The 24606-nt window shown below is 69.9% G+C and carries 21 protein-coding genes; 8 read left to right on the top strand and 13 right to left on the bottom strand.

All coding sequences use genetic code 11. The features are described from left to right. The 3 genes from INT51_RS18120 to INT51_RS18130 form a co-directional block, all read left to right on the top strand. Positions 1 to 1974 (top strand): hypothetical protein (locus INT51_RS18120; protein WP_193106744.1); only part of this gene is annotated, 1974 nt, incomplete at its 5' end. A gap of 114 nt (positions 1975 to 2088) precedes the next feature. Beyond that, positions 2089 to 2841 carry a DUF5819 family protein gene (locus INT51_RS18125; RefSeq protein ID WP_193106745.1) on the top strand — a complete coding sequence of 251 codons (753 nt, stop codon included), beginning with the start codon at positions 2089 to 2091 and terminating at the stop codon, positions 2839 to 2841. Continuing rightward, positions 2838 to 3920, top strand: a complete 1083-nt coding sequence (locus INT51_RS18130) for an HTTM domain-containing protein (RefSeq protein ID WP_193106746.1) — start codon at positions 2838 to 2840, stop codon at positions 3918 to 3920. Before INT51_RS18125 ends, INT51_RS18130 begins: the two co-directional genes overlap by 4 nt. A 176-nt stretch (positions 3921 to 4096) precedes the next feature. Here INT51_RS18130 and INT51_RS18135 read toward each other — a convergent pair whose 3' ends face one another. Further along, the gene (locus INT51_RS18135; protein ID WP_193106747.1) at positions 4097 to 4573 is read right to left on the bottom strand and encodes a MarR family winged helix-turn-helix transcriptional regulator; all 477 of its coding nucleotides are present in this window, start codon (positions 4571 to 4573) and stop codon (positions 4097 to 4099) included. A gap of 148 nt (positions 4574 to 4721) precedes the next feature. Between INT51_RS18135 and INT51_RS18140 the strand changes: the two genes are divergently transcribed. Further along, positions 4722 to 5657 (top strand): NADP-dependent oxidoreductase, encoded by a 936-nt coding sequence (locus tag INT51_RS18140; protein WP_193106748.1) that lies wholly within the window; start codon positions 4722 to 4724, stop codon positions 5655 to 5657. A gap of 87 nt (positions 5658 to 5744) precedes the next feature. Here the strand turns inward: INT51_RS18140 and INT51_RS18145 are convergent, their stop codons facing one another. From INT51_RS18145 to INT51_RS18160, 4 genes are all read right to left on the bottom strand, one after another. Then, positions 5745 to 6287 carry a YdeI/OmpD-associated family protein gene (locus INT51_RS18145; RefSeq protein ID WP_370540830.1) on the bottom strand — a complete coding sequence of 181 codons (543 nt, stop codon included), beginning with the start codon at positions 6285 to 6287 and terminating at the stop codon, positions 5745 to 5747. A 122-nt stretch (positions 6288 to 6409) separates the two neighbouring features. Then, a complete protein-coding gene (locus tag INT51_RS18150) occupies positions 6410 to 6706 on the bottom strand; it encodes a DUF4235 domain-containing protein (RefSeq protein ID WP_193106750.1) in 297 nt (98 codons plus the stop codon). A gap of 60 nt (positions 6707 to 6766) precedes the next feature. Further along, positions 6767 to 7198, bottom strand: a complete 432-nt coding sequence (locus tag INT51_RS18155; RefSeq protein ID WP_193106751.1) for a DUF3618 domain-containing protein — start codon at positions 7196 to 7198, stop codon at positions 6767 to 6769. Between the two features lies 1 nt (position 7199). After that, positions 7200 to 7595 (bottom strand): phage holin family protein, encoded by a 396-nt coding sequence (locus tag INT51_RS18160; RefSeq protein WP_193106752.1) that lies wholly within the window; start codon positions 7593 to 7595, stop codon positions 7200 to 7202. Between the two features lie 488 nt (positions 7596 to 8083). On the opposite strand from INT51_RS18160, the gene INT51_RS18165 reads away from it, so the two are divergent. Then, positions 8084 to 9337 carry an MFS transporter gene (locus tag INT51_RS18165; protein ID WP_193106753.1) on the top strand — a complete coding sequence of 418 codons (1254 nt, stop codon included), beginning with the start codon at positions 8084 to 8086 and terminating at the stop codon, positions 9335 to 9337. Between the two features lie 127 nt (positions 9338 to 9464). Here the strand turns inward: INT51_RS18165 and INT51_RS18170 are convergent, their stop codons facing one another. Beyond that, on the bottom strand, positions 9465 to 10721 hold the full coding sequence (locus INT51_RS18170) for a hypothetical protein (protein ID WP_193106754.1): 1257 nt from the start codon (positions 10719 to 10721) through the stop codon (positions 9465 to 9467). A gap of 135 nt (positions 10722 to 10856) precedes the next feature. Between INT51_RS18170 and INT51_RS18175 the strand changes: the two genes are divergently transcribed. The 3 genes from INT51_RS18175 to INT51_RS18185 are packed head-to-tail and all read left to right on the top strand — an operon-like array spanning position 10857 to position 16305. Further along, positions 10857 to 11939, top strand: a complete 1083-nt coding sequence (locus tag INT51_RS18175; protein WP_193106755.1) for a MoxR family ATPase — start codon at positions 10857 to 10859, stop codon at positions 11937 to 11939. Continuing rightward, the gene (locus tag INT51_RS18180) at positions 11936 to 13294 is read left to right on the top strand and encodes a DUF58 domain-containing protein (protein WP_304502247.1); all 1359 of its coding nucleotides are present in this window, start codon (positions 11936 to 11938) and stop codon (positions 13292 to 13294) included. Before INT51_RS18175 ends, INT51_RS18180 begins: the two co-directional genes overlap by 4 nt. Beyond that, entirely contained in the window at positions 13291 to 16305 is a 3015-nt protein-coding gene (locus tag INT51_RS18185; RefSeq protein ID WP_193106757.1) for a DUF3488 and transglutaminase-like domain-containing protein, read from the top strand. The genes INT51_RS18180 and INT51_RS18185 overlap by 4 nt, the downstream gene beginning before the upstream one ends. Before the next feature lie 16 nt (positions 16306 to 16321). Here the strand turns inward: INT51_RS18185 and INT51_RS18190 are convergent, their stop codons facing one another. The 7 genes from INT51_RS18190 to INT51_RS18220 all read right to left on the bottom strand — a co-directional run bounded on the left by INT51_RS18190 (position 16322) and on the right by INT51_RS18220 (position 24604). Continuing rightward, a complete protein-coding gene (locus tag INT51_RS18190) occupies positions 16322 to 17434 on the bottom strand; it encodes an ROK family transcriptional regulator (protein WP_193106758.1) in 1113 nt (370 codons plus the stop codon). 273 nt (positions 17435 to 17707) lie between these two features. Next, positions 17708 to 19321 carry an extracellular solute-binding protein gene (locus INT51_RS18195; RefSeq protein WP_193106759.1) on the bottom strand — a complete coding sequence of 538 codons (1614 nt, stop codon included), beginning with the start codon at positions 19319 to 19321 and terminating at the stop codon, positions 17708 to 17710. Then, positions 19318 to 20070: a YesL family protein gene (locus INT51_RS18200; protein ID WP_193106760.1), complete on the bottom strand. Its 753-nt coding sequence runs from the start codon at positions 20068 to 20070 to the stop codon at positions 19318 to 19320. The genes INT51_RS18195 and INT51_RS18200 overlap by 4 nt, the downstream gene beginning before the upstream one ends. After that, positions 20067 to 21035: a carbohydrate ABC transporter permease gene (locus INT51_RS18205; protein ID WP_193106761.1), complete on the bottom strand. Its 969-nt coding sequence runs from the start codon at positions 21033 to 21035 to the stop codon at positions 20067 to 20069. The genes INT51_RS18200 and INT51_RS18205 overlap by 4 nt, the downstream gene beginning before the upstream one ends. A 4-nt stretch (positions 21036 to 21039) precedes the next feature. Then, the gene (locus INT51_RS18210) at positions 21040 to 22044 is read right to left on the bottom strand and encodes a sugar ABC transporter permease (RefSeq protein WP_226985896.1); all 1005 of its coding nucleotides are present in this window, start codon (positions 22042 to 22044) and stop codon (positions 21040 to 21042) included. Continuing rightward, the gene (locus INT51_RS18215; protein WP_193106762.1) at positions 22044 to 23270 is read right to left on the bottom strand and encodes a Gfo/Idh/MocA family protein; all 1227 of its coding nucleotides are present in this window, start codon (positions 23268 to 23270) and stop codon (positions 22044 to 22046) included. Before INT51_RS18215 ends, INT51_RS18210 begins: the two co-directional genes overlap by 1 nt. Positions 23271 to 23740: 470 nt before the next feature. Then, complete coding sequence (locus tag INT51_RS18220) at positions 23741 to 24604, bottom strand: carbohydrate ABC transporter permease (protein ID WP_193106763.1); 864 nt, start codon at positions 24602 to 24604, stop codon at positions 23741 to 23743. Between the last annotated feature and the right edge of the window lie 2 nt (positions 24605 to 24606).

Consider the following 24606-nt stretch of genomic DNA (forward strand, 5'->3'; position numbering starts at 1 on the left):
AACACCGACGTGAACACCACGGAGAACGACGCGGACAACACGACGGATAACACCGACGTGAACACCACGGAGAACGACGCGGACAACACGACGGACAACACCGACGTGAACACCACGGAGAACGACGCGGACAACACGACGGACAACACTGACGTGAACACCGAGGTGAACACGGCGGACAACACCGGCGACAACACGGAGGACAACACGGCTCGCGCGGAGATCGATCTGACTCCCAAGCGTGCAGTGCAGGGTCAGGACGACGTCCTGGTCCAGGGCAACGGCTACACCGCGAACGGGTCGGCCGAGGTCTACCTGAAGCCGGTTGACGGCCCGGTCATCGAGCCGCGGACCGAGACGCTCGCAATCGCGAACGAGACCATCTCGCTGCTTGCAGCGATTGCTGTCCCCGGGGAGAACATCACCACGGTCGCAGTTGATGAGAACGGCGAAGTCAGCTTCCGGCTGCCGTCGTCCGGTTACGAGCTCGGCGACTACACGGTGACGGTCATCGACAACGAGGATCCGACTCTCGGAGACTCCGATTCGTTCACCGTCGTCCCGGTCGAGGACGGCGCCGCCGACAACACGGCCGACAACACTGAGGTGAACACGGACGCGAACACTGAGGTGAACACCGAGGTCAACGCAGCCGAGAACACTGACGTGAACACGGCTGACAATGCGGCTGAGAACACTGAGGTGAACACGGACGCGAACACTGAGGTGAACACCGAGGTCAACGCAGCCGAGAACACGGCTGACAATGCGGCTGAGAACACCGGTGACAACACCGGTGACGACGCCACCGCCGACAACCCGGTCGTCTCGGTCGATCCGGGCACGGTCGAAGATGGCGACTCCACCACGGTGACCGGCGAGGACTTCCCGCCGAACACCGAGGTCGAGGTGCAGCTGGTCGATCCCGAGGGCAATGCCGTCGGCGATCCGGTCACGGTCACCACTGATGACGAGGGTGCTTTCACCACCGACATCACCGTCCCCGAGGGCAGTGTCGCCGGTGACTACACCGTCGACGCCACCACGGAAGCCGGCGACGAAGCTTCTGCGGACCTCGCGGTGACCAACGGCGACGACAACACCGGTGATGACGCAACGGTCGATCCGACCGTCACCGTCGATCCGGGCACGGTCGAAGATGGCGACTCCACCACGGTGACCGGCGAGGACTTCCCGCCGAACACCGAGGTCGAGGTGCAGCTGGTCGATCCCGAGGGCAATGCCGTCGGCGATCCGGTCACGGTCACCACTGATGACGAGGGTGCTTTCACCACCGACATCACCGTCCCCGAGGGCAGTGTCGCCGGTGACTACACCGTCGACGCCACCACGGAAGCCGGCGACGAAGCTTCTGCGGACCTCGCGGTGACCAACGGCGACGACAACACCGGTGATGACGCAACGGTCGATCCGACCGTCACCGTCGATCCGGACACGGTCGAAGATGGCGACTCCACCACGGTGACCGGCGAGAACTTCCCGCCGAACACCGAGGTCGAGGTGCAGCTGGTCGATCCCGAGGGCAATGCCGTCGGCGATTCGGTCACCGTGACCACCGATGACGACGGAAACTTCACCGCCGACATCACGGTTCCCGAGGGCTCTGCCCCCGGCGACTACACCGTCGACGCCTCCGCCGAGACCGGAGAGACCGCTACCGCGGACCTCACCGTGACCGCCGGCTCCGGCGACGACAACGGCGCGGACAACGCTGCTGCCAACGGTGCGGACAACGCGTCCGACAACACCGGCGCCAACGATGCGGACAACGCGACCGGTGGCAACGGTTCGACCGGTAACGGTTCGACCGGTGGCAACGGCTCCTCGAGCAACGGTTCGGGCTCCCTCGCCCAGACCGGTGCCGCGGGCACCGCTGCGATGGTCGGACTGGCCGCCCTGCTCCTGCTTGCAGGTGGCGCGGGCCTGGTCGTCTCCCGTCGCTCCGGTCGCTGAGCGATACGGAACCATCTCTGATGGCCGTCGGGCCGACACTCAGGTGTCGGCCCGGCGGCCATCGGGCCGTCATACACGCGTCCTCGCTAAGTTCGCAGAACGGACTCATCTCGCATGACAAAGCCCCGCATCCGCCGTCTGCCCGCGGTGGTCCTGGCAGCCGTCGGACTCCTCGCCACCGGTCACATCGGTGCGACTCTCGCCTACACCGGCCCGGACACGCCCCTCAAGGCCTCCCTGCAGCCGGCGCTGAACCGCTACTTCCTCGGCCCGCTGGACCAGGGCTGGAACCTCTTCGCCCCGGGCCCGTACTCCCAGGACGAATACATGATGGTGCGCGCCTGCGTGAGCGAGCTCGATGCGTGCGCGGGTGGCGCCGAAGCCGGCGCTGAGTTCACCGACTGGCACAACGTGACCGCGGAGGAGATGGAGTCCGTGAAGTACAACGTCTTCGCCAATCGCGAGAACCGGCAGTCCAAGGTCGTCCATGGCCGGTTCTGGCCAGCCGCCTCGCGGCTGACCGACGAGCAGCGCTCCACGGTCGAGGGAAACCACATCGACGGGGATCCAGTGTTCGGTGTCGACCTCTACTCCTCGGAGGCCGAGGAGACGTACAACCCGTCCCAGCTGAGCAACCTGCGCACCTACCAACGCCTCGAGGACACCGCCGTGGGCCTCGGCACGCTGTACATGCAGCAGGAGTACGGGGACGCCGTGACCCTGGTCGAAGTGCGGATGCTCCGAGAGGCCGTACCGAGCTTTGCGCAGCGAGATGACCCGCCGGAGGAGCGCTCCCAGTCGTGGATGAACATCGGGTGGCGCCCCGCCATGGAGTTCGACGACGACGTGAAGGCGGCATGGGCGTGAACGCACCGAGCACCACCACTCCGATCCGCAGCTGGCTGCGCCACCAGCGCGACCTGCCCCAGCGTCTGCTGGACCGCGTCGTCACCTGGTTCATCGCGGACCGTCACGCCGACTACGGCTTCGCCGTCATGCGCATCGCCTCCGGCAGCTTCCTGCTGGGCTGGCTGCTGCTGAACCTCCCCATCGCCTCCCGGATCTGGGGCCCGGGCTCCGGGTACTGGCAGCCGTACCGCGAGATCCTCGGCTACAACTTCCCCTTCGACCTGCTGCAATCCGCGGGCCCAGGAGTGTTCTGGCTCTGGTACATCGTCACCATCGCGCTGGTGGTCGCCTTCCTCCTGGGCTGGCGCACCCGCATCGTCACCCCGCTGCTGTTCATCGCCTACACCGCGCTGAACGGCCAGAACACGCCGATCTCCGACGGCGGCAACTACTTCATCCGGATCATGCTCATCTACCTGATCCTGGTGGATGTCTCGCGCCGCTGGTCCCTCGATGCTCGGCGCCGGGCCGCGACGGCGAGCCCCGAGACGCAGACCGGCTCCGTGCTGCACAACATCGGTCTCTGCCTCGTGGTCGCCCAGGTCTGCATCGTCTACTTCGAGGCCGGGCTCTACAAGGTCCAGGGCACCCTGTGGCAGAACGGCACCGCGGTGTACTACCCGCTGCAGTCCGTGGCCTACGGCGTGTTCCCCGGGCTCACGGATCTGCTGACCCAGTGGACACTGCCGGTCTTCATCGCGACCTACGTGACCGTGATCGCGCAGATCGCGTTCCCGTTCCTGCTGTTCAACACGGTGACACGACGGATTGCGCTGATCACCCTGCTGGGGATGCACCTCAGCATCGCGGTGCTCATGGGGCTTCCGTTCTTCTCCGGCATCATGGCTTCGGCCGACGCCGTCCTGGTCTCCGGGGCCACCTGGATCGCGATCGCGACCTGGTTGCGCACGACGCTGACGCAGAACCGCTTCGCCCTGCGTCTCACCGAGAAGGTCGGGACTCTGCGTGCAAGGAAGACCGCGCCAGCAGGGGAGACCCGGCGTGACGAGAAAGCCGAGCCCGCCCCGGTGGAGTGAGACCCTCTGCTGCCGAGCAGGACCGCTGCCGAACAGTGCCAGATCAGGGCCCTGAGCCCGGATACTGATCCGGCCCTCAGGCGCCCATCGCGGGCTCGCGCCCGTCGCCGTGTCGGTCAGGCGCCGTGTCCGGGGCCCGAAGGCCGCACACTCGAACCCGCACGCCCGGGCCCGAGTCAGGTGCGGTCGTCGAGCTGTTCGCGGAGGGGCCCGGCGATGCGGGAGAGAGCGATCCCGAGGTTGCGCTGCTGCGCGGCGCTGAGCGGGTCGAACACCAGCTCGCGCACGCGATCCACATGACCCGGGGCGCTCGCGACGACCTTCTGCATCCCGGCGTCGGTCAATGTGGCCAGCGTGTAGCGCCCGTTGCCCGGATCGGGGCTCCGGGTGACCCAGCCGCGCTGCTCGAAGCGGACCATGACCTTCGAGAGCCGGGGCTGGGTGCTGTCGCATTGGGTGGCCAGGGTGCTGAGGCGCAGGGCGCGGTCCGGGGCGGTGGAGAGGCGGGCGAGCACGCTGTATTCAAAGTTCGTCGTCTCGGCATCGCGTTCCAGCTGCCGATCGAGTAGCGTCGGCAGCGCGATCACGATGGTGAGCAGGTCCTGCCACACCGCCTGCTGCTGCTCGTCGAGCCATGGAGGGGAATCGGTCATGGGACGAGACCCTACCCTCGATCCATCCCAGTTGACTTGCCTAGGCAAGTCCGACAGACTGCCGGGAGTTGCCTAGGCAAGTCCCGAGGTGGCATCCGGTCCTCTTTCCGGGAGGGCCGCTGACAACAGACATCATGAGGAGAGTCCTGTGAAGGCGATTCGATACCACCAGTTCGGCGGCACCGAGGTTCTGCGCACAGAGGAGGTGGACCTCCCCGTGCCCGGTCCCGGCCAGGTGCTGGTGAAGGTGGCCGCGACCTCGTTCAACCCGGTGGACGACCACATCCGTCTGGGTGTGCTGGCCGAAGCGATCCCGACCCCGCTGCCGATCACGCCGGGGCTGGACGTCGCCGGCACCGTCGTCGAACTGGGGGAGGGCGTCACCGGGATCCAGGTCGAAGACCTTGTCATCGGGATGTTCCCGCTGAACCAGCACGGCGGCGCCGCGGACTACGCGGTCATCGCCGCCGATTCCGTCGCGAGGGCACCCCGCACGCTGCCACTGGTCGATGCCGCGGCACTGCCGCTGACCGGACTGGCGGCCCGGCAGGCCGCCATCGAGCTGGCCGACATCCAGGCCGGGCAGAGCGTGCTGGTCAACGGCGCCGGTGGAGCAGTGGGCAGCATCGTCGTGCAGCTTGCTGCAGATGCCGGCGCGACGGTGACCGCTGTGGACAGGCCCAAGCACGCCGACCGTCTGCTCGGGTACGGCGCGTCCACGGTCATCGATCCCTTGGATCTCGATGCGGGCCCGAGCGCCGTGGGCGGGCCCTTCGATGTCGTGGTCAACCACGTCCGCCTCGGCCCGGACGACCTGGCGAAGCTGACCGCCTATGTCGCGGACGACGGCATTGCGGTCAGCTCCGCGGGGGCGGTGCCAGCGGACGACCAGCGCGCCGTCCGCACGGCGAGTGTGTGGGTGCAGCCCAACGGCTCCCACCTGGCGGACCTGGTGTCGCGCCTGGACCAGGGCCGGATCGCACTGAACATCGTCGACCGCCGGCCGCTGCAGGAACTGCGCGGCGTGCACGATGACTCGGCGCAGGGCAAGCTCGTGGGCAAGACCGTCCTGACGGTCAGCTGACGAACTGCGGGGGATGGCCCTGCGGGACGCGCAGCGCCATCCCCCGTCTCGGCCGGCTCCGGCGTCTCCAGGGACGCGGACTCGCGGTCACTCGATCCCGAGCAGCTTCCCGCTCTTGGACAGTTCCGGGTCGGTGCAGGAGGCGAGGTCGAAGCAGCAGGGGCGGCGCTTGCCCCCGCGCAGCTTGTCGATGGAGACGTCCACGCGTTTGGCGCGGGTCTCGGCATTCTTCGTCGCGCCCACCCAGCGCACCCACTCCCAGCGGGCCATCGGGGTGATGGCGCGCCAGGTCTCCTCGAGATCGCTCGCCTCGTCCAGTGCGACGACGAGGTCCTGGGGCACGTCCGGTTCCGGCCACTCCTTGGTGGTGGTGAGGGTGAAGGTGACCTCCTCGCCGTCGTGGAGGTCCAGTTCCTGCCGCAGCGCGTCGGTGAGCGAGATCCAGTGGCCCTTGCGGCCGTCGGGCTCGAGCACTGTGGCGAGCTCGCGGCCGTTCAGGTCGCCGGCCACCGCGACCTGGCCGCGAGAGGGCAGCTGGGCGCTGGCAGCCTCGGGGAGGGGCAGGATCAGGCGGTCGCCGATCGCCTGAGCGCCTGCGGCGCCCTGGATCGTGGTGGGGGCCTTGGTCATCATGATCGTCCTCCGTGGAGGTCGGGACGGGAGGCTGGTCAGTCTATTGCGCGGTAGTGCGCCCACGCCATGGCGGCCGGCGGTGCGCGCACCGCAGGCCGCCTCCCGAGCGGGGGAGCGGCTCAGTCGCCGGGCCATTCGCCGAAGACCTGCTCGAACGCCCGGGCGCCCCCACGGTCCACGACGGCCTTGACGGTCGCGTAGATCGCCCCCTGGATGGCGGAGGCGAGGATGATCTCGCGCAGCGGGAACTCCGATTGCAGCGCGTTGGGAGTGTCCTCGGAGCTGGACGGGGAGGCGACCTTCCAGATCTGTTTGAAGACGACCCCTGCGACCGCGCCGGCGGCGATGCCGCTCAGCATCCCGACGGGACGGTAGAGGACCTTGGCGGACGTGCTCGTGGCCTTCGTGTGGGCCATGTGTGCTCTCCTTCGACAGTCGGTGGTTCTGCGGTGATGGTCAGCAGCAGCGTGCGAAGCTCACAGGGCACGCCGGATGAGGAGCGCGGTGACCGCGGCAAGTGCGCCCGCGGCGGCGCCCGCGACGACCCACCCGGTCGGGCTGGGCCGGCCGTCCGCTCCCACGGTCGCGTCGCGCGCCTGGGCGAAGGAGGACTGAGCGGTCTGACGGGCGTGCTCCGCCTGGTCGCGCACGCGTCCCTTGAGATCATCGGCTTGGTGCTTGGCCTGCGCCTTGAGGTCTTCCGCCTGCTGCTTCGCCTGCGTCTTGGGATTGAGTCGCTCGGAGAGCGCGCCGACGGTGTCTCCCAGCTCGCGACGGGTGCGCGCGATGTCGGCCTCGATCTCCTCGGGCGTCGCATCCGGGGAGGGTTCGGTCGCGGGATCGGAAGCGCGGGCGGGCGTGGCTCCGGTGTTGTCGGAGTGCGGACCTCCGTGGGGTGCAGTGGTCATCTCAGATCCGTTCCTTGATCTCGTCGGCGTCGCGGCGCACGGTGGCGACGGTCCGCTCGGGGGTCGGGGACAGGCCCTCGGTCTTCTTCTTGCCCAGCAGCGCGGCGATACCGGCGGCGGCGAAGATCACGGCAGTGACGATCAGGGCCGCAGCCCAGGCCGGCAGGACCAGCGCGAGGAGCAGGATCGCGGTGGCGATCAGCGCCCCGAGCCCGAACCAGGCGAGAACAGCGCCGGCGCCGAACAGCCCGGCGGCGGTCCCGCCCTGCTTGGCCTTCTCGGTGTACTCGGCGCGCGCGAGCCTCAGCTCGTCACGCACCAGACGGGAGGTCTGCTCGGACAGCCGATCGACGAGATCGGCGACGGAGGGTTCTTCCGGTGGACGGGGACTGCTCACGAGATGCTCCCTTCGGGCCAGCGGGGGCAGTCGGCTGATGAGGACGCCGACGGCCGGATCTTCCCGGCCCAGGACGAGCCGGGAGCCTCAGGCTAGGCGCGAGCACGGTCCCTCGCCGTGGCGACGGTGGGGCGCGAGGCGGGTCGGCCCGGAGGCGTCCGCTGTGACCTGCGATGCTCCGGCCGCAGGGGCTGGCGGGATTGTTCCTCGACCGGGTGGTCGCGACGGGGCCTTCCACGCCGTGGCCCCCCGTTCCCGCGGACGCCGCGCCCCGATACGCTGGCGCATGCTCACCGGTCGTGCTGTCGGTGAGCGCTTCCCTGGAGATGAAGGACGACCGTGGCCGACCACCGCTTGCAGCGTGCTCCGACCCGGGGCGCCGCAATCCGCCGTCGGGACGCACCGGTGCCGGCAAAACCCGTCGGCCGGGCTCGGTGCCTCGTCGTGAGCACGAGCGCCCTGCTCACCGCGAGCGGACGTGACACAGCGTGACCACCACCGCCTCCCGCCCCCGCCGCTTCGGCCCGCTGCGCGACAAGCACTCCCGGCCCTACTTGATCACCGCCGGCCTGTCGATGATGGGCGACAACATCGAGCACGTCATCACCTACTGGGTGCTCTGGCAGACCTTCCAGTCGCCCTGGCTGGTCGGCTTCCAGGTGATCAGCCACTGGTTGCCGTTCCTGCTGCTGTCGGTGTTCTTCGGCGGCCTCGCCGAGAAGTACGACTGCCGACGCATCATCCAGATCGCCCAGGGCCTGTTCGCCCTCGTCTCCCTGGCCTGGGGTGCCCTGTTCCTGACCGGCACCTTGGAGATGTGGAGCGCCTGCGTGCTGCTGGTGCTGCACGGCTGCGCCGGCGCCCTGTGGGGACCGGCCGAACAGCTCATGCTCCACGACTTCGCCGAACCCCGAGAGCTGCCCAGCGCCGTGCGCTTGAACGCGACCTTCAAGAGCCTCGGGGTGCTGGCCGGGCCGGTCGTCGGCTCCGCGCTGATGCTGCTGCTCGGGCCGACGTGGGGGATCTTCACGAACGTCCTGTTCTACCTGCCCATGACCCTGCTGATGCTGCGCACACCGTTCACCGGGCACACCCGCAGCGGGCTGATCCTGCGCGATCGGGTCTCGATCCTGGACACCGGGAAGGTGCTGCGCGGCGTCGCCGGGGACAAGGTGCTGGTGGGGATGATCGCCCTGGCCGGGCTGATCGCCGTGTGCGTCGGCTCCTCGCTGACGGTGGCGATGCCGAACTTCGCCGACACCCTCGGCGCAGGGGACGAGGGCGGCATCGGCTACGGGCTGCTGCTGTTCGCCAACGGCATCGGCGGGGTGGTGGGAGGCTTCCTGCTCGAGGCCACCGGCATCATCAAGGCCGACGTGCGCGCCGCCGTGGTCGCCGCGGTGATGTTCGGCCTCACCACTGTGGTCGTCGCGACCACCACGCACTACGCCGTCGCCGTGGTGGCCCTGGTGATCGGCGGGGTCGCGAACCTCGCGGCCACCTCCGTCGGGCAGGCCATCGTGCAGCTGCGCGCCCCCGCCGACAAGCGCGGACGAGTGGTCGGGGTCTACGGCATGATCGGCAGCGGCATGCGCACCGGCAACGGCATCACCATCGCCGGACTCGGTGCCCTGCTGGGCGTGAGCGGCGCGGTGGCGGTCGGGGGCATCGGCCTGGTGCTCGGGGCGCTGGCGATCGCGCTGCTGACCACCCTGCAGACGGCCCGAAGCCGACGAGCCTGATCAGCCCGCAGCCGTCGTGGGATGCCCCGCCGGTGCGAGCAGGTGCGGTCGCCCTGGGCTCACGACCCGCGGGCCGGTGCGGGAAGCGCCGGTGACCTGGCCGGTCCTGGCGACGCTGGGGCCCTGGTCAGTCCTGGTGGCGGCGGCGACCGGCCCAGAGTGCGAGCGCTCCGCCACCCAGGGCGAGGGCCGACAGCGCGGCGGGGACGGTGACCTCGGTGCCGGTCTCGGCGAGCTCGCCGTCGTCGGACGAACCGTCCTGGTCAGAACCGGCAGTGCTCAGAGCGTCGCCGAGACCCAGTGCCGCGGCCACGGCGCGCTCCTGCTCGGCGCTCACCTGCTGCGCGGCCGAGGCGCCGTCGGGCGCCGGAACTGACGACGTCGACGGGTCTGCGGGCTCAGACGGGTCTGTGGGCTCAGTGGACTCCGACGCGTCCGCGGCCTCGGTCGGCTCAGTGTGCTCCGACGGGTCCGTGGGCCCGGTCGACTCAGCAGGCTCCGACGAGTCCGTGGGCTCAACCGGCTCAGTCGGCCCAGTCGGCCCAGTCGGTTCAGCAGGCGCGGACGGCTGGTCCCCGCCGGCAGGCGCGCCGCCGACGGTCGGTGCGGGCTCGTCATCCGTGGAGGGGGTGCCATTCGGCGTCGTGACAGGGGAGGAACCATCCTCGACCGGCGTGGTCGGATCCTGGTCCTCGACGGGCGCCGTGGTCTCGTCCGGGTCATCGGACTCCTCCGGCTCGGTCGGGGCAGGATCCGTGGGATCGCTGGGCTCGCTCGGAGTCGGCTCGGGATCCGGTGTCGGCTCAGGATCCGGTGTCGGCTCGGGATCCGGAGTGGGCTCCGGCTCGGGAGTCGGCTCGGGAGCGGGCGTGGGCTCGGGGTCCGGCGTCGGCTCCGGCTCGGGAGTCGGCTCAGGCTCCGGGGTCGGTTCGGGGTCCGGAGTCGGCTCGTCCTCACCACCACCACCGGCAGCTTCGGTCACCGTGAACGACCCATTGTTCTGGACGCCCTCGACCGTGACCTGGTACGAGTAGTCGCCTGCCACAGCAGGCTGGTAGCTGTCCGCGACGATGCTGCCGGCCTCGTCGGTGGTGACGTCGATCGTCGTCGGCCCCGACTCGCTCGCGGGCGGGATGACCGTGACCGTGCCACTGGAACGCGGCGTGAAGCACTCGCCGGAGATCGTGACGCTCTGACCGACGCTCACGGACTGCGGGGACGCGGCGACACTGTTCCCCGTGCCCTCGCACACCGTCGGGGACATCGGAGTCATCTCGCCCGGAACCGGCGCTGCGAACGACGCTGCGGGAACAAGCGCGCACGACGCCATGAGCACCAGACCGGCACCGAGACCGGTGAGGGTCGAGCGGCGACTGCTGGTCACAGAAACACTCCTCGGAAGACAGGGACAACCCGGCATACTCTATGGGGAGGCCACCTCGAATCGCGCCCAAGTGCGTCACATGACCGGGCAAACTCTTCGTGAACACCCTCACCGCGACCACTCGAAGGAGTACGCATGACTCAGGATGATGCACCTGGCGGCGCTCCGCACGACGAGTGGAACCCGGCCCGCAGTCCCGGCACCCCACTGGCCGGTGGCCCCGAAGATGCTCCGACCAGCGCCCTCAGTCCCCTCACCGAGGCGGAGGCCCAGGAGATCGCCGCCGAGGCCGAGGCGGTGGTCGCCGAGATCTCGACCGTCGTCGAGGGCAAGAGCGAGGTCGCCCAGATCGCGCTGCTCGTGCTGCTGGCCGGCGGTCATCTCCTCATCGAGGACATCCCCGGCGTGGGCAAGACGATGCTCGCGAAGACCCTCGCCGCAACCCTCGGCGCCGAGCGCCACCGCATCCAGTTCACCCCGGACCTCCTGCCCGGCGACGTCACCGGCGCGAGCATCTTCAACCAGGCCACCAGCGAGTTCGAGTTCCGCCGTGGTGCAGTGTTCACGCAGATCCTGCTCGCCGACGAGATCAACCGCGCCTCCCCGAAGACCCAGTCCGCCCTGCTCGAAGCCATGGAGGAGCGCCAGGTCAGCGTCGACGGCACCACCTACGAGCTCGAGGAGCCGTTCATGGTGGTCGCCACCGCGAACCCGGTGGAGATGGAGGGCACCTACCGGCTGCCCGAGGCGCAGCGCGACCGCTTCCTCGCCCAGACCTCCATGGGCTACCCGATCCACTCCGCCGAGACCCGCATGCTCGCCGCCCAGGCCGGTCCGGTCCCCGAGGGCGACCGCGAGATCCTCGACGCCGTGGCCAGGCGCACCACCCCGGAACGGATCGCCGCCCACGTGCGCGCAGTGCGCCGCGTCCACGCCTCGCCGCTGATCCTGGACTACGTGGTGCGCCTGGCCGACGCCACTCGCACCCACCCGCAGGTCACGCTGGGAGCCTCCCCCCGCGCGGCCGTGCACCTGGTGCGCGCGGCCAAGGCCCACGCCGCCCTCGTCGGCCGCACCTTCGTGGATCCCGAGGACGTGCGCGCCGTGATCATGCCGGTATGGCGCCACCGCATGCACCTGACCCCGCAAGCCCTCTCGCGGGGCGGAAGCGCCGGAGAGCTCGTCGACCAGGTGCTGCGGAGCACCTCGCAGACGTGACACCGCGACCCGGCACGGCCCTGCGGCCCACCGCACGCGGCATCGTCGTGCTCGTGCTGGCCCTGCTGTGCTGGGTCTTCTCGGACCTCACCCGGGTGATGCCCGCCCGCTACCTCGCCGCAGGCCTGCTGCTGGCCCTGCTGATCGGCGCGATCGGCATCGCCGTCAGCAGCATCGGCCTGCACGCCCGCCGTCAGGTGATCGACGACGCCGCGCCCGTCGGCTCCGTCGCCCGCGTGCAGCTCGAGCTGCTCGGCACCCCACCGCTGACCGTGCTGCCACTGGGTCGCGGCGCCGTGCGCGAACACCTTCCCACAGCGCTCGGAGGCCAGGGCGACCTGCCGCTGACCCGGCGCATGCCGCACGTGCTGCGAGTACGGCACCGCGGCGCTCACGAGCTGGGCCCCTACAGCCTCATCGTGCGCGACGTGTTCGGCCTGTTTCACCTGCGCCGCACCGTCGAAGACGGCCTGCGCATCACCGGGCTGCCCGTGATCACCGAGCTCGCCCCCGGCGCCGAGCGCGCCACCGGCATCGCCCAGGCCGGTCCCCTCAGCGCCGTCGCAGCCCCGGGCGTCGGCGAGATCGGCCCCATCGCCCGCCCCTACGCCGCCGGCGACGACATCCGCCGCATCAACTGGCGCGCCAGCGCCCGCACCGGTCAACTGATGACGCGCGAGGACGAACCCTCGGCCGGGCACAGCGCCGTGATCGTCCTGGACACCACCCGGCGCGGCGAGGCCAGCCCCGAGGTCGAGGACCGCCTGGTCTCCCACGCCGCCACCGTGCTCGAGAGCCTCGGCCTCAACGGCTGGGAGGTGCGCATCCTGGACGCCTCCGGCGACGAGATCACCCGCACCGGCCGCCGCCGCGGTATCCCCGGCCCCTCCCCGCTGGGCAGCGAGGCCGACGCCGTCGAGCAGCGCGCCTCGCTGATGGCCCTGGCAGACGTCGACTTCGACGACGACGAGGTCGCGACGATCGGCGTCGGCATCGATCACGCCGCCGGGCACACGGCGCTCGCCATCGCCCTGGGGCCGGACCACGGCGAACCCTTCGCCGGCCTCGAACTGGACCGCTTCGCCGGCCGCTCCACCCACCGCACCGCGATCGCCCTGGCCCCCGTCCTCGCCGACGAGGAGACCGAGCAGCCTCGCCGCGCCCGCCGCATCGGCCCCGCCGACGGCGACGACTTCGGCAACGCCCACGAGGGCCACGCCGAGCAGCTCGCCGCCGCCCGCCAGGCCTCCTTGCCCACCCGCTCCTCGCTCGGCGCCTGGACCCTCGTGCGCGGCACCACCGCCGACACCCTGGATGACCTGCTGACCGCGACCGACGCGGCGGACGAGTCATGAGCCCGCTGATGGGCCGGCCCGCCCTGCAGGGCAACGCCCTCGTGGGCCGTGCCCTCCTGCTGCTGCTCGCGATCCTGCTCGCCTCGGCGCCGATGTCGATCCTGCTGGCCGGCTCCTCCTGGTTCGTACTCACCTTCACCGCGGCGACCCCGGTGATCGTGGCCGGGATCGTGCTGCGTCACGTGCTGCGGCGACTGGCACTGGTGCCGGTCCTGCAACTGGCCGTGATCGCGCTGATGATGCTCGTGGTCGAGGCCGCACAAGGGCTCGTGCAGGTCACCGACGGGCCCCTCGCACTGCTCACCGACCAGGCCGTGATCTTCCCGGGCGCCGTCAGCGAGCTCGCCTCCGGGATGGCGCCGCTGACCCTCGGCTCCCGCGGCACCGTGATCGTGGTGCTGCTGATCGCCCTGGTCACGCTGGTCCTGGACCTCATCTACGTGGACCTCGGCTGGCACACACCCACCGGGTTGGCGATCATGAGCGCGCTCCTCGTGCCCGCCCTGCAGCAGCCCGCCGGCGGTGCCTGGTGGACCGTCGCGGCGCCACTGGCCGGAGGACTGATGATCCTCGCGACCCGCACCGTGCACGCCGACCCCGCCTACATCGAGGGCGACCGCCGGCCGCAGGCGGGCCCCCTGGCCAGCCCCGCCCGCACCGTCGGCGCCGCCGCGCTGTGCGTGCTGCTGGTGGCCGCGCTCGCCGTGCCCGTCGGCACCCTCCTGCCGCACGTCGCGCCCACCCGGGTGGCGCTGAACATGGACGTGATCAACCAGTGGCAGAACCGCGACATGCCGCAGCTGGGCCCGGTCATGATCGACGACGACGTCTCCGTGCGACGCTCCCTCCTCGACCAGGACGACACCGAAGTTCTGCGCTACTCGACCACCAGCGAGGACCCCTCCTACCTGCGCCTGCGCACCCTGAACAGCTTCGACGGCGAGACCTACCGCGGCACCGCCCGCGGGGAGGAGCCGGTGATGGGGATGACCGCCTTCTCCGACGCCCGCAACGACGGAGCCGCCGTCTTCGGTTCGGACGAGGACCTCATCCGCTCGCAGTTCAGCGTGGAGAACCTCGCCGGCGCCCGACTCCCCGCCCCCGACCACATCCGTGACATCGACACCTCCCAGCCGGAAGTGACCAGCGCGTTGTCCCTCAGGGCCTCCAACGGTGAGGTCGACGTGGAGCCGGTGCGCACCAGCCTGGTCGGCCTGGACTACACGATCCTCTCCGAGGAGAGCACCGCCACCGCTGAGGAGCTGCGGGCCGCGGACCCCGCGGTGTTCGAGCAGCCCTTCGAGACCGGGTACACCTCCCGCGACGAGGTCCCGCAGATCGCCGTGGACCTTGCGACCGAGGTCGCCGCTGACGCCGGGAGCGAGAACGCCTTCGATACCGCCGTCGCCTACCAGAACTACTTCCGCGATTCCTTCGCGTACTCCCTCACGGTGAACTCCCCACCGGGGGAGGACCCGCTGGAATCGTTCCTCAGCGACCGCATCGGCTACTGCGAGCAGTTCGCCGCCGCCTTCGCGCTGATGATGACCTCCCAGGGCTACCCCACGCGCGTGGTCATCGGCTTCACCCCGGGCGAGGAGGACGACGAAGAGTGGTCCGTGAGCGCGCAGAACGCCCACGCCTGGCCCGAGGTGTGGTTCGGCCGCCAGCACGGATGGGTGCGCTTCGAGCCGACGCCGGCCGCCGCCGCGAACGGGGTCAGCCCTCCCGGCGTCACCGACCCCGCCGCCGCCGACGAGGAGGAACCCGCTGAGGAGCCCAGCGAGTCGCCCACCCCGGAGGACCCCGAGACGACCCCCAGCGAAGACGCCACCACCACCGAGGACCCGGAGGACACCACCGAGGCCGCGACGTCCGACGGCGGGGGCCTGGTCACCGACCCGGTGACCGTGCAGCGGGTCGAGTCCGGGCTGTTCGTCAGCCTGACTCTCGCCTTCATCGTGGCCGCGGGCGGAGCAGCGGCCGTGGTGCTGATCCGTCGGCACCGGGTGCGCCTGCGTGACGAGCGCTGGAACGCCCTGGTCGCCGGCGGGCCCGGGGGAGGAGCAGAGGGCGACGGCGGCGACGGCCGCGGGGCCGGCGGGCCCGATGGTGCCGGTGGGCCCGGTGGACTCGGAGGGCCCGGAGGGGGACCCGATGGCGAGGGCGGGCGTGGGGCCACCGGTGAGCCCGGCGGGCCCGGTAGGCCTGACGGGTCGGGTGGGACCGGTGCGGCCGCCGCTGCGGTCGCGATCGAGCGGGAGCGGCGTCGTGCCGGTGAGCTGGCCTGGTCGGAACTGACCGGTGAGCTGACGGTGCGCGCCCGCGTGATCCGGGTCCTGAGCTGGACCGGGGCCTGGGGCACACCCCCGAAGCAGCTCACGCTCGACGAGGCACTGCCCCCGACCCGCGCTCTGGGCGACCTGCTCGATCAGATCGCCGAGGGCGACACCGAGGTCACGCCCGAGAACCGGGAGGCTGCAGGTCGCATCGCCTCCGCCTACACCGCCGCCCGCTACGCCGCCCCGCTGCCGGAGCCGGCCGCGGCCGCTCGCGCCACCCCGGTGCCGGAGCCCGCCACCCCGGTGTCGGAGCCCGCCACCCCGGTGCCGGAGGACGAGCGACCGTTGCGACCTTCGGCACGGAATGAAGGTTCCAAGACCGCTCCAAGGTCACAAGAGGAGCGATCGGGAGCCCCGGTGCCGGAGGGTGGGGATGCGTTGCGACCTTCGGCACGGAATGAAGGTTCCAAGACCGCTCCAAGGTCACAAGAGGAGCGATCGGGAGCCCCGGTGCCGGAGGGTGGGGATGCGTTGCGACCTTCGGCACGGAATGAAGGTTCCAAGACCGCTCCAAGGTCACAAGAGGAGCAGCGGGCCGCGGGAGGGCGACGGGCCGCGGAAGGGCGACGGGCCGCGGGAGGGCGACGGGCCGCGGGAGAGCAGCGCGTCATGCCTCCGCTGCGTCACGATGCGGACCAGATCATCACCCTGATCCGCAACTCCCGCTGACCCGCCCGCGCTCCGCCTACACGTCCAGGACGTACTCCCGCTCCTCGAGGTGATCGAGGGCAAGACGCGCCGCACCGAGGGGGACGACGTCGTCCCCCAGCACGGACAGGGCGACCTCCGGGACGTTGATGCACATCGTCTCCAAGTGCTGACGCGTGGCGTTGACGAAGGGCTGCCCGCCGGCCGTGAACTCGCCGGCGATCACGACGAGCTCGGGGTCCAGCACCGAGACGAGGACGGAGGCTCCGCGGGCCGTGTGGTGGGCGAGATGATCGGCCAGCTGGGCCGCCTCCGGCTCACCCTCCCCGGCGGCTCGGAAAACCTCCTCCGCGCTCCGGCCGGCCGTCTCGAGGACAGCGGCGGCATTCCAGGTCTGGTCGTGCAGCAGTCGTCCCAGCTCGGCAGCAGCACCTGACCGGCCATGGTGCGCACGACCGCCCAGCAGGATCCCCTGGCCGGTGGGGCGCCCCGACAGGATCAGGGCGACGTCGTGCGCGTAGCGGGCGGCTCCTAGCCACTTCTCGCCGAGCGCGGCGAGCGTCCCGTCGTTCCCCGCGACCGCCGCGCAGTGGAACCATCCACCGACTGTTCCGGCGAGATCGAGCCCGGTCCAGCCGGCGATCTGACTCGCCCGGCGCACGTGACCCTGCTGGTCCACGACGCCGGTGGTGGCCACCCCGACCGCCCACACGTCTCCTGCGGGCGCGGTGGCCCGGACGGCGATGTCTCGAGCCATCTGCAGCCTCTCGGGAGCAGGGAGGTCGGGCGGTGTCGCGGCATGCTCCCGGGAGATGATGCGGCCGTCGAGGTCCGTGACGACGGCGAACACCTGCGTCGGGGAGAAGTAGAGCCCGAGCACGTATCCGGCAGTGGACTGGAAGCTGTACCGGCGCGCCGGGCGGCCCGAGGTCCCGGTAGCCGGCGCGTGCACCTCGACCAGACCCCGGTCGTCCAGCTCGGCGAAGACGGCGGTCAGGGTCTGTCGGGACAGCCCGGTCGCCTTCGCCATCTCCGTCAGGGTCATCTCCGGACCCGCGCGCAGGGAGGTGAGGACCGTCCTGCGATTCCATCGCCGCACCAGCGTGGTGTCGGCGCCGGAGGGGCCGGCGCTCGAAGGGCTCGTCGTCATGGAAGGACTCTCTACGGTCGATCAAAGAGGGCAGATGGAGGCATCGTCGCGGGGCGAAGCATGGGGCTCGTCGGCCGGATCGCGGGGCACGTCCATTCCGCGGGCCACAGGTCGCTCACGGTACCTGCTCGGTCCCGTGACCAGTGCCTGTCGCGACGCGCCACGCGCCACGCGCCGCGCGCGACGCGCGACACACGACGCGCGGCGCGCCACCGCTTCCGTCCCGAGGTGCGCGGCAGGCCCGGCCCGCTGCGCACCTCGGGACGGGTGCCGTCACTGACGGCGGTCGTACGCGGTCTGATGCGCGGTCACGAACTCCGCCAGGCCGATCTGCTCGAAGGTGGCGATGTGGTCGTCCCACTCATCCAGCGATCGGTCACCCGTGACGAACGCGGCCTGGGACTCCGCGGCGTACTTCGAGATGTCGTTGCCGATCGTGGTGACCTGCTGGGACTCCTCCGCGCTGAAGGTGAAGGCGGGCCACACCTCCTTCAGCGCGTACGGCTCGACGACCTTCGCGCCCTCGGTCGACTGCTCCGAGGTCTCCACGCCGCGGAACCAGTCGCCCGTGGCCCAGCCCGGGTACCAGCCGCCGAGGTACAGGACGTAGGGCTTCAGCGCCTCGTCGACCGTCTTGTCCTCCAGGAGCTCCGGGATCAGCTCGTCACGCCCGTCGACCTCCTCGTAGCTCTCGCCCTCGACGCCCAGGAAGAAGAGCTTGGCGCCCTCCTCGCTGAACCAGAAGTCCATCCAGCGGGCGATCTCGATCGGGTGCTCGGCGTTGTCGGTCATCACGAAGTTGCCGATCGAGGACAGCTCCGAGCGCACCGCGTGCCAGACCGGCTCGTCGCCGGCGCTGCGCACCAGCGGCTTCATCGCGACGTAGTTCTCGCCCTCCGTCCCGAAGTAGCCGGCCGGGGCCTGCACGGCGCAGGAGCCCAGCAGCCCCTCGGTGCCGTTGGCAGTGAACGCGGCGGCGTCGGTCGAGTAGATGTCCTGCTGCAGGAGACCCTTGGAGTACAGACCGTTCAGGAAGGTCAGCAGGTCGCGGTACTCGTCGCTGGCGGGGAAGTAGCGGATCTTCCCGTCCGCGTCGAGGTCGATGAGGCCCGCGTCGTTGCCGTGGTTGGAGAGACCGAAGGTCCCGTACAGGCTCACCAGAAGCGCACCCATGTCCTGGCCGCCCAGCGGGATCGCCCCGTCGATGCTCGCGGCGACCTCCTCGAGGTAGGCCTGGTACTCCTCGAGGGTCTCCGGGGCAGACATGCCGAACTGGTCCAGCCAGTCCTGGCGGATCCAGAGCTTCGTCTGATAGCGCAGGCCGAGGGTCTTCGGGTCATAGATGCCCGGCAGGGAGTAGATGTTCCCGTCGGGGAAGGTGAGGCCGGTGCGGATCGCCGGGTACTCCTCCAGTCGTGCCGTCAGGTTCGGCATGTACTGCTCGATCAGATCGTTGAGCGCGACGAAGGTGCCCTGCTCGCCGTACTTCGCGATGTCTGCGCTGGGGATACCGGTGCGGTAGAACGCCTCCGGGTAGTCACCGCTGGTCAGCTGCAGGTTCCGACGCTCGATGGCCGCTTCCTCGGCGACCAGGCCCCAGTTCACCTCGATGTTGGTGAGCTCCTGGGTCTTCTGCGCGGCGGCGACCTCGTTCCAGTCCTCCGCCGAGGCGTTGGACCGGCGGGACATGAAGGAGATCGTGGTCGCCTCCTCGACGATCGGCATGCCCTCGGGGTTGATGTTGTCGTCGGGGTTCTCGATCTTCTCGGCGGTGTCGCCGCCGTCGTCGCCTCCGCCCCCGCCGCCGCAGGCCGCCAGCGCGGTGGTGGAGGCGAGAACGGCGGAGGAGGCGAGGACGGTGCGGCGGGTGAAGGGTGAGCGGGTCATGATTTCCTCTCGGATTGGTGCAGGGGACGGAGTGCGACCGGGTGGCCGGTGCCGGGGGAGCGGTGGGCGGATGGGATCTCGGAGGGACGGGGGAGCGCGCGATGCAGGCACCACGCGGAGACGGCGAACGGGACACCGACGCCGAGGACGGGAAGGAGCCCGGGCCAGCCCGCGACGATCAGCAGCGTCGGCCACCCGATCCAGAGCGCGACCAGGACGACGCTCAGCACGGGCCGGCTCAGCGCGTGGGCGAGCGCCGAGGCGGCCACGAGGGAGACCCGTGGACGGGCGCCGGGCTCGATCCGCTCGAGCACCCAGGGCAGATAGGGCAGGGTCGTGGCCAGCAGGAGCGCGGTGAGCAGCACGATCCCCTGGGTGATGGCCGACGGGATCGGCGGGCCGCCGCGGGACAGCCACCACGTCATCGTCAGGGAGCACGCGAGCGCGATGGCCAGCAGCCCGATCACGGCCGATCGGCCCCACTGGGATCGCCACTGCGCCCACATCGTGCGGGGGACGTCGACGTCCTGGTCGCCGCGGGCCCAGGCGCTCGCCACCGCGTGGGCGCCGACGCTCGCGGGTCCGATGCCGAGCACGACGCCTCCCAGCAGCGTCAGCCCGCTCCACCACAGGTTCAGCCACACCAGCTGCACGAGGCGATGGACCAGGGCGTCCAGCCCTGCCAGGGGGCGGAAGCCGCCCGGCGTCCCGGCAGCGGCCGACGCCGGCCCGGAGCGGAGCACGCTCATCCCTTCACCGACCCGATCAGCACGCCCTGCGTGAAGAACCGCTGCAGGAACGGGTAGATGATCAGCAGCGGCAAGGAGGCCACGATCATCACCGCGTACTTGATCAGGGACGCCAGGCGCACCTGGTCGACGATCGAGCCGGCGTCGCCGCCGCCCCCACCGCCCGCGGAGGGGTCCTCGGAGACGATCAGGAGCTCGCGCAGGATCAGCTGGAGCGGGAACTTGTCACGGTCCGAGAGGTAGATCAGTGCCTTGAAGTACTCGTTCCAGAGGCCGACGCCGTGGAAGAGCGCGAGCGTGACGATGATCGGGGCGGACAGCGGCAGAGCGATCCGGAAGAAGGTCTGGACGTCGTTCGCGCCGTCGACCTTGGCAGCCTCGCCGATCTCCTCGGGCACGGTCTGGGTGAAGAAGGCCCGCCCCACCAGGATCGACCAGGCACCGGCGGCGCCGGGCAGGATCACCGCCCACATCGTGTCCAGCAGGGCGAGGTCCTTGACCAGCAGATAAGTGGGGATGATGCCGCCGGAGAACAGCATGGTGAACAGGATGTACCAGGTCACTCCGGTGCGCCCGGCCATGTGCTTCCGCGAGAGGGCGTAGGCGCAGGGCAGCACCAGGCCCAGGTGCACCGCGACGCCCACCAGGGTGTAGAGGATCGAGTTGCGGTACCCGGTCCAGATCGCGGCCTGCCCGAAGACCCGCCGATAGCCGTCGAGAGTCACGTCGACGGGCCACAGCCAGACCTTGCCCGTCTGCACGGCGTGGGGGTCGCTGATCGAGGCGATCACCACGAACCACAGGGGATAGCCGATCACCAGCACCACGAACAGCACGAACGCCACGTTGAAGCGGTCGAACCACTTGTCGTCGCGGCTGCCCACGGCGCGATGCACGACACGGGTGCCGTCGAGGGTGTCGTCAGAGGCTGCGCCGCCGGGGCGCGGCTTGGTCGTCGTCTTCATGGGATCACCACAGACTGTTCTCGGAGAACTTGCGGGCCAGCTGGTTCACGGTGATCAGCAGGATGATGTTGATGACCGAGTCGAAGAGCCCGACGGCCGCGGCGTAGCTGTACTGGCCCTGGATCAGACCCGTCTCGTAGACGAAGGTCTGGATGACGTCGGCCGTCTCGGCATTGAGGCTGTTGGTCATCAGCAGCACCTTCTCGAAGCCGACAGACATGAAGCTGCCGAAGTCGAGGATGAACAGGATGACCATCGTCGGCATGATGGCGGGGATGTTCACGTGCCGGATCCGCTGCAGGCGGTTCGCGCCGTCGACCTCGGCCGCCTGGTGCAGTTCGGGGTTCACGCCGGCCAGCGCGGCGAGGTAGATGATCGTGCTCCACCCCAGGGACTGCCAGACCCCGGACCACACGTAGAGGTGCCGGAACCAGGCCGGGTCCTGCATGAACTGGATCGGCTCGAACCCGATCAACCCGAGCAGATGGTTCAGCAGCCCGGTGTTGGGGTCCAGGAAGGCGAACAGCATGCCGACGACCACGACGGTGGAGACGAAATGCGGAGCGTAGGTGAGGGTCTGGGTGAACCGCTTGAAGAACTTGCTCTTCAGCTCGTTGAGCGCCAGCGCCAGCATGATCGGCAACGGGAAGAGGATCATCTGGTAGACGCTGAGCACCAGGGTGTTCTTCAGCAGACGCCAGAAGTAGAACGAGCCGAAGAAGCGCTCGAAGTTCTCGAACCCGCTCCACGGGCTGCCGGTGATCCCCTGGTTCGCGATGAAGTCCTTGAACGCGATCTGCACCCCGTACATCGGGACGTAGTTGAAGATCAGGAAGAAGATCAGGGCGGGGGCGGCGAGCAGGTACAGCTGCCAGCTCGCCGCCACACGCCGACGCATCCGACGCCTCCGGGACGGAGGTGCGGCGGTCGGCAGTGTCCGGGTCCCGTCCGCGGCGGGACCGGTCGCGGCGCCGAGGGAGGAGCCGGCCGGCAGGGGCGCGGATGACATCAGGCAGCCGGTTCCGCGGCGCCGAAGACCTGTCGGCGCAGCTCCGCGATCTCCACCGGCATCCCGGTCCGGGCAGAGTCCTGGAGCGCCATCGCGCACAGCACCGCGTCGATGCCCTCGGCGAGGCCCGCCCGGGGGACCCGGTCCTCACCGGCGGCGAGATGCCAGAACAGATCGCCCAGGACCTCGTCGCCGCCGTTGTGGCCGCTCGCACCCACCTGCAGCGTCTCGTGCTCCTGCGCATACTCGGAGCCGCCGATCGGGTCGGGGAACGACAGGTCGATGCTCCGAGCGCTGAGATCGCCCTCCAGCAGGCCCTCGGTGCCGAAGATCCGCAGCCGACGGGTGGTGCGCGGCTGCGCCATGACGGAGGTGAAGGTGGCGAGTGTGCCGCGGGCGAACTCGAGGGTCGCGACCTGGCGGTCCGGGAGGCCCGACGGCGCGTAGGGGGAGTGCTGCGTGGTCGAGCGCAGGGCGTTCTTCGTCGCCTCGTCGCCGAAGTCGAGTTCGCCGGGTGCGGCGGCCGGGCGGAATCGCGGCAGCTGCTCGTCCTCGGGCCGGGGGCGGAACGCGAGCGCGGAGGCCATCGAATGGACCCGCACGGGATGGCTGTCCAGGACGTACCCGAGGACGTCGAGGTCGTGGCAGCACTTCTCGAGCATCCACCCTCCGGAATGCTCGACGTCCTGACGCCACCCCTGGTACTGCATCAGCGTCAGCCCGGTGCCGAGGTTCTCATCGGCCTGGACCGCGAGGATCTCCCCCAACCGGCCGGAGCGGACGATCTCCCGGACCCGCTCGTAGAAGGGCGTGTACCGCAGGACGAATCCCACCACGGTGCGGGAGGCCGGGCGAGCCTGCTCCCCGCTCCAGAGAGCGGAGAGCCCCTCCAGGGTGGTCGCGACGGGCTTCTCGAGCATCAGCGGAAGACCGCGCGACATCGCCTCGAGCGCGTAGGGCACGTGCTGGTCGTTCGGCGTGGCGATGACCACCGCGTCGAGGTCGCGTTCACGCACCATCTCCACGCCGTCGTCGTAGAACTCAGGCTGCGAGTCGAAGAGTCCGGCGAAGGCTTCCCGACGCTCGGGGTCCGGGTCGGCGATCGCCGCGAGGCTGACTGAATCAGTCATATCTGACGGGAGGTTACGGAAATAAGACGCTGCGCGCTGGCCGGAGCCGACGAGGCCAACCTTCACCGGTTTTAGCGCTATTTGGGCGTTGTTCATGGCCTGGACACCTAAGCTTCGGCGCGCACGTCGCGCCGCTCGGAGGGGGATTCGCGTGGTTACGTAAGGACGTAGTCAGAACGTAGAGCGCGCTTGTGACCCATGTCAACCCCGTCTGCCGAATCGTCATCGGCCTGCTCCAGGCCACGCAGACGAGGGCTCCCGTCAGGCACCGGAGGATTCCTCGTCGCCCACCGCGCGTCTCGCCGTGCAGCGCACGTCCGGACGCCGGCCCGCACGACGGCCCCACCGCACGCAGCAGGGCGCCCACTCTGCGGCGGGCTCCCTGCTGCGGTCCGCAAGTTTCGCTGGCCACTACGGTCACGGGTAGGGAACAGCCCCACCCGCTGCTCTCCACCCGCTGCTGCCACTCGCCGCCGGCCCCGTAGCCCTCAACCACCGAGCCCTGATGGTCATGCGCGCCCGACTTCCCTGGAGGGAAGTCGGGCGCGCAATACCGTAGGCCGTTCTCAGCCCTTGACCGCGCCCTCGGAAAGGCCGGAGATGAAGTGGCGCTGGTTCAGCAGGAACACCAGCAGCACCGGGATGGTGACGATGATCGTCGCCGCCATCAGCGGGGCGTATTGGATGTTGCCGGTCTGGCTGAAGCGCGTCAGGGCGAGCTGCACAGTCTGGCTCTGCGGTGAGGAGGACACCACCAGCGGCCACAGCAGGTCGTCCCACACACCCGTGAAGGAGAAGATCGCGACCACGGCGATGATCGGCTTCGACAGCGGCATGTAGATGCTCCAGAACAGGCGGAACTCGCTGGCACCGTCGATACGGGCGGCCTCGGCGAGATCGGGGTTCATGGACTTGTAGAACTGGCGGACCAGGAAGATGCTCATCGTGCCGACCAGGTAGGGGATCGCGATGCCACCCAGGGTGTCGACCAGTCCGCTGCCGCCGCGTCCCAGGGCGTCATTGCCTCCGGCGAACGGAAAGTTGGAGACCATGAGGAACAGCGGAATCAGCGTCACGGCAACCGGGATCGCCGCGGTGGCGATCAGCACGTAGAAGATGAGATTGCTGCCCCGGAACGGCAGGTGGGCGAACGCATACCCGGCGGAGACCGTGATGAAGCAGTTCGTGGCCACGGCCACCAGCGCGACGATCGTCGAGTTCAGGAACGCCCGGCCCAGGTTGCCCACGGTCAGCGCGGTGACGAAGTTGTCCCAGGTGGGGTTGGCCGGCCAGAGGGTGACGTCACGGAACGCCGACTCGGCCGGGGTGAATGCCAGGCTCACCATCCAGACGAACGGGAACAGCACCAGGAGCGTCACGACCGTCAGCAGAACGATGTTGACGATCTGTGCCTTCCGGGTCCGGGTCATTC

Source organism: Brachybacterium sp. FME24 (assembly GCF_014897705.1).
In the GTDB taxonomy this organism is placed as follows: domain Bacteria; phylum Actinomycetota; class Actinomycetes; order Actinomycetales; family Dermabacteraceae; genus Brachybacterium.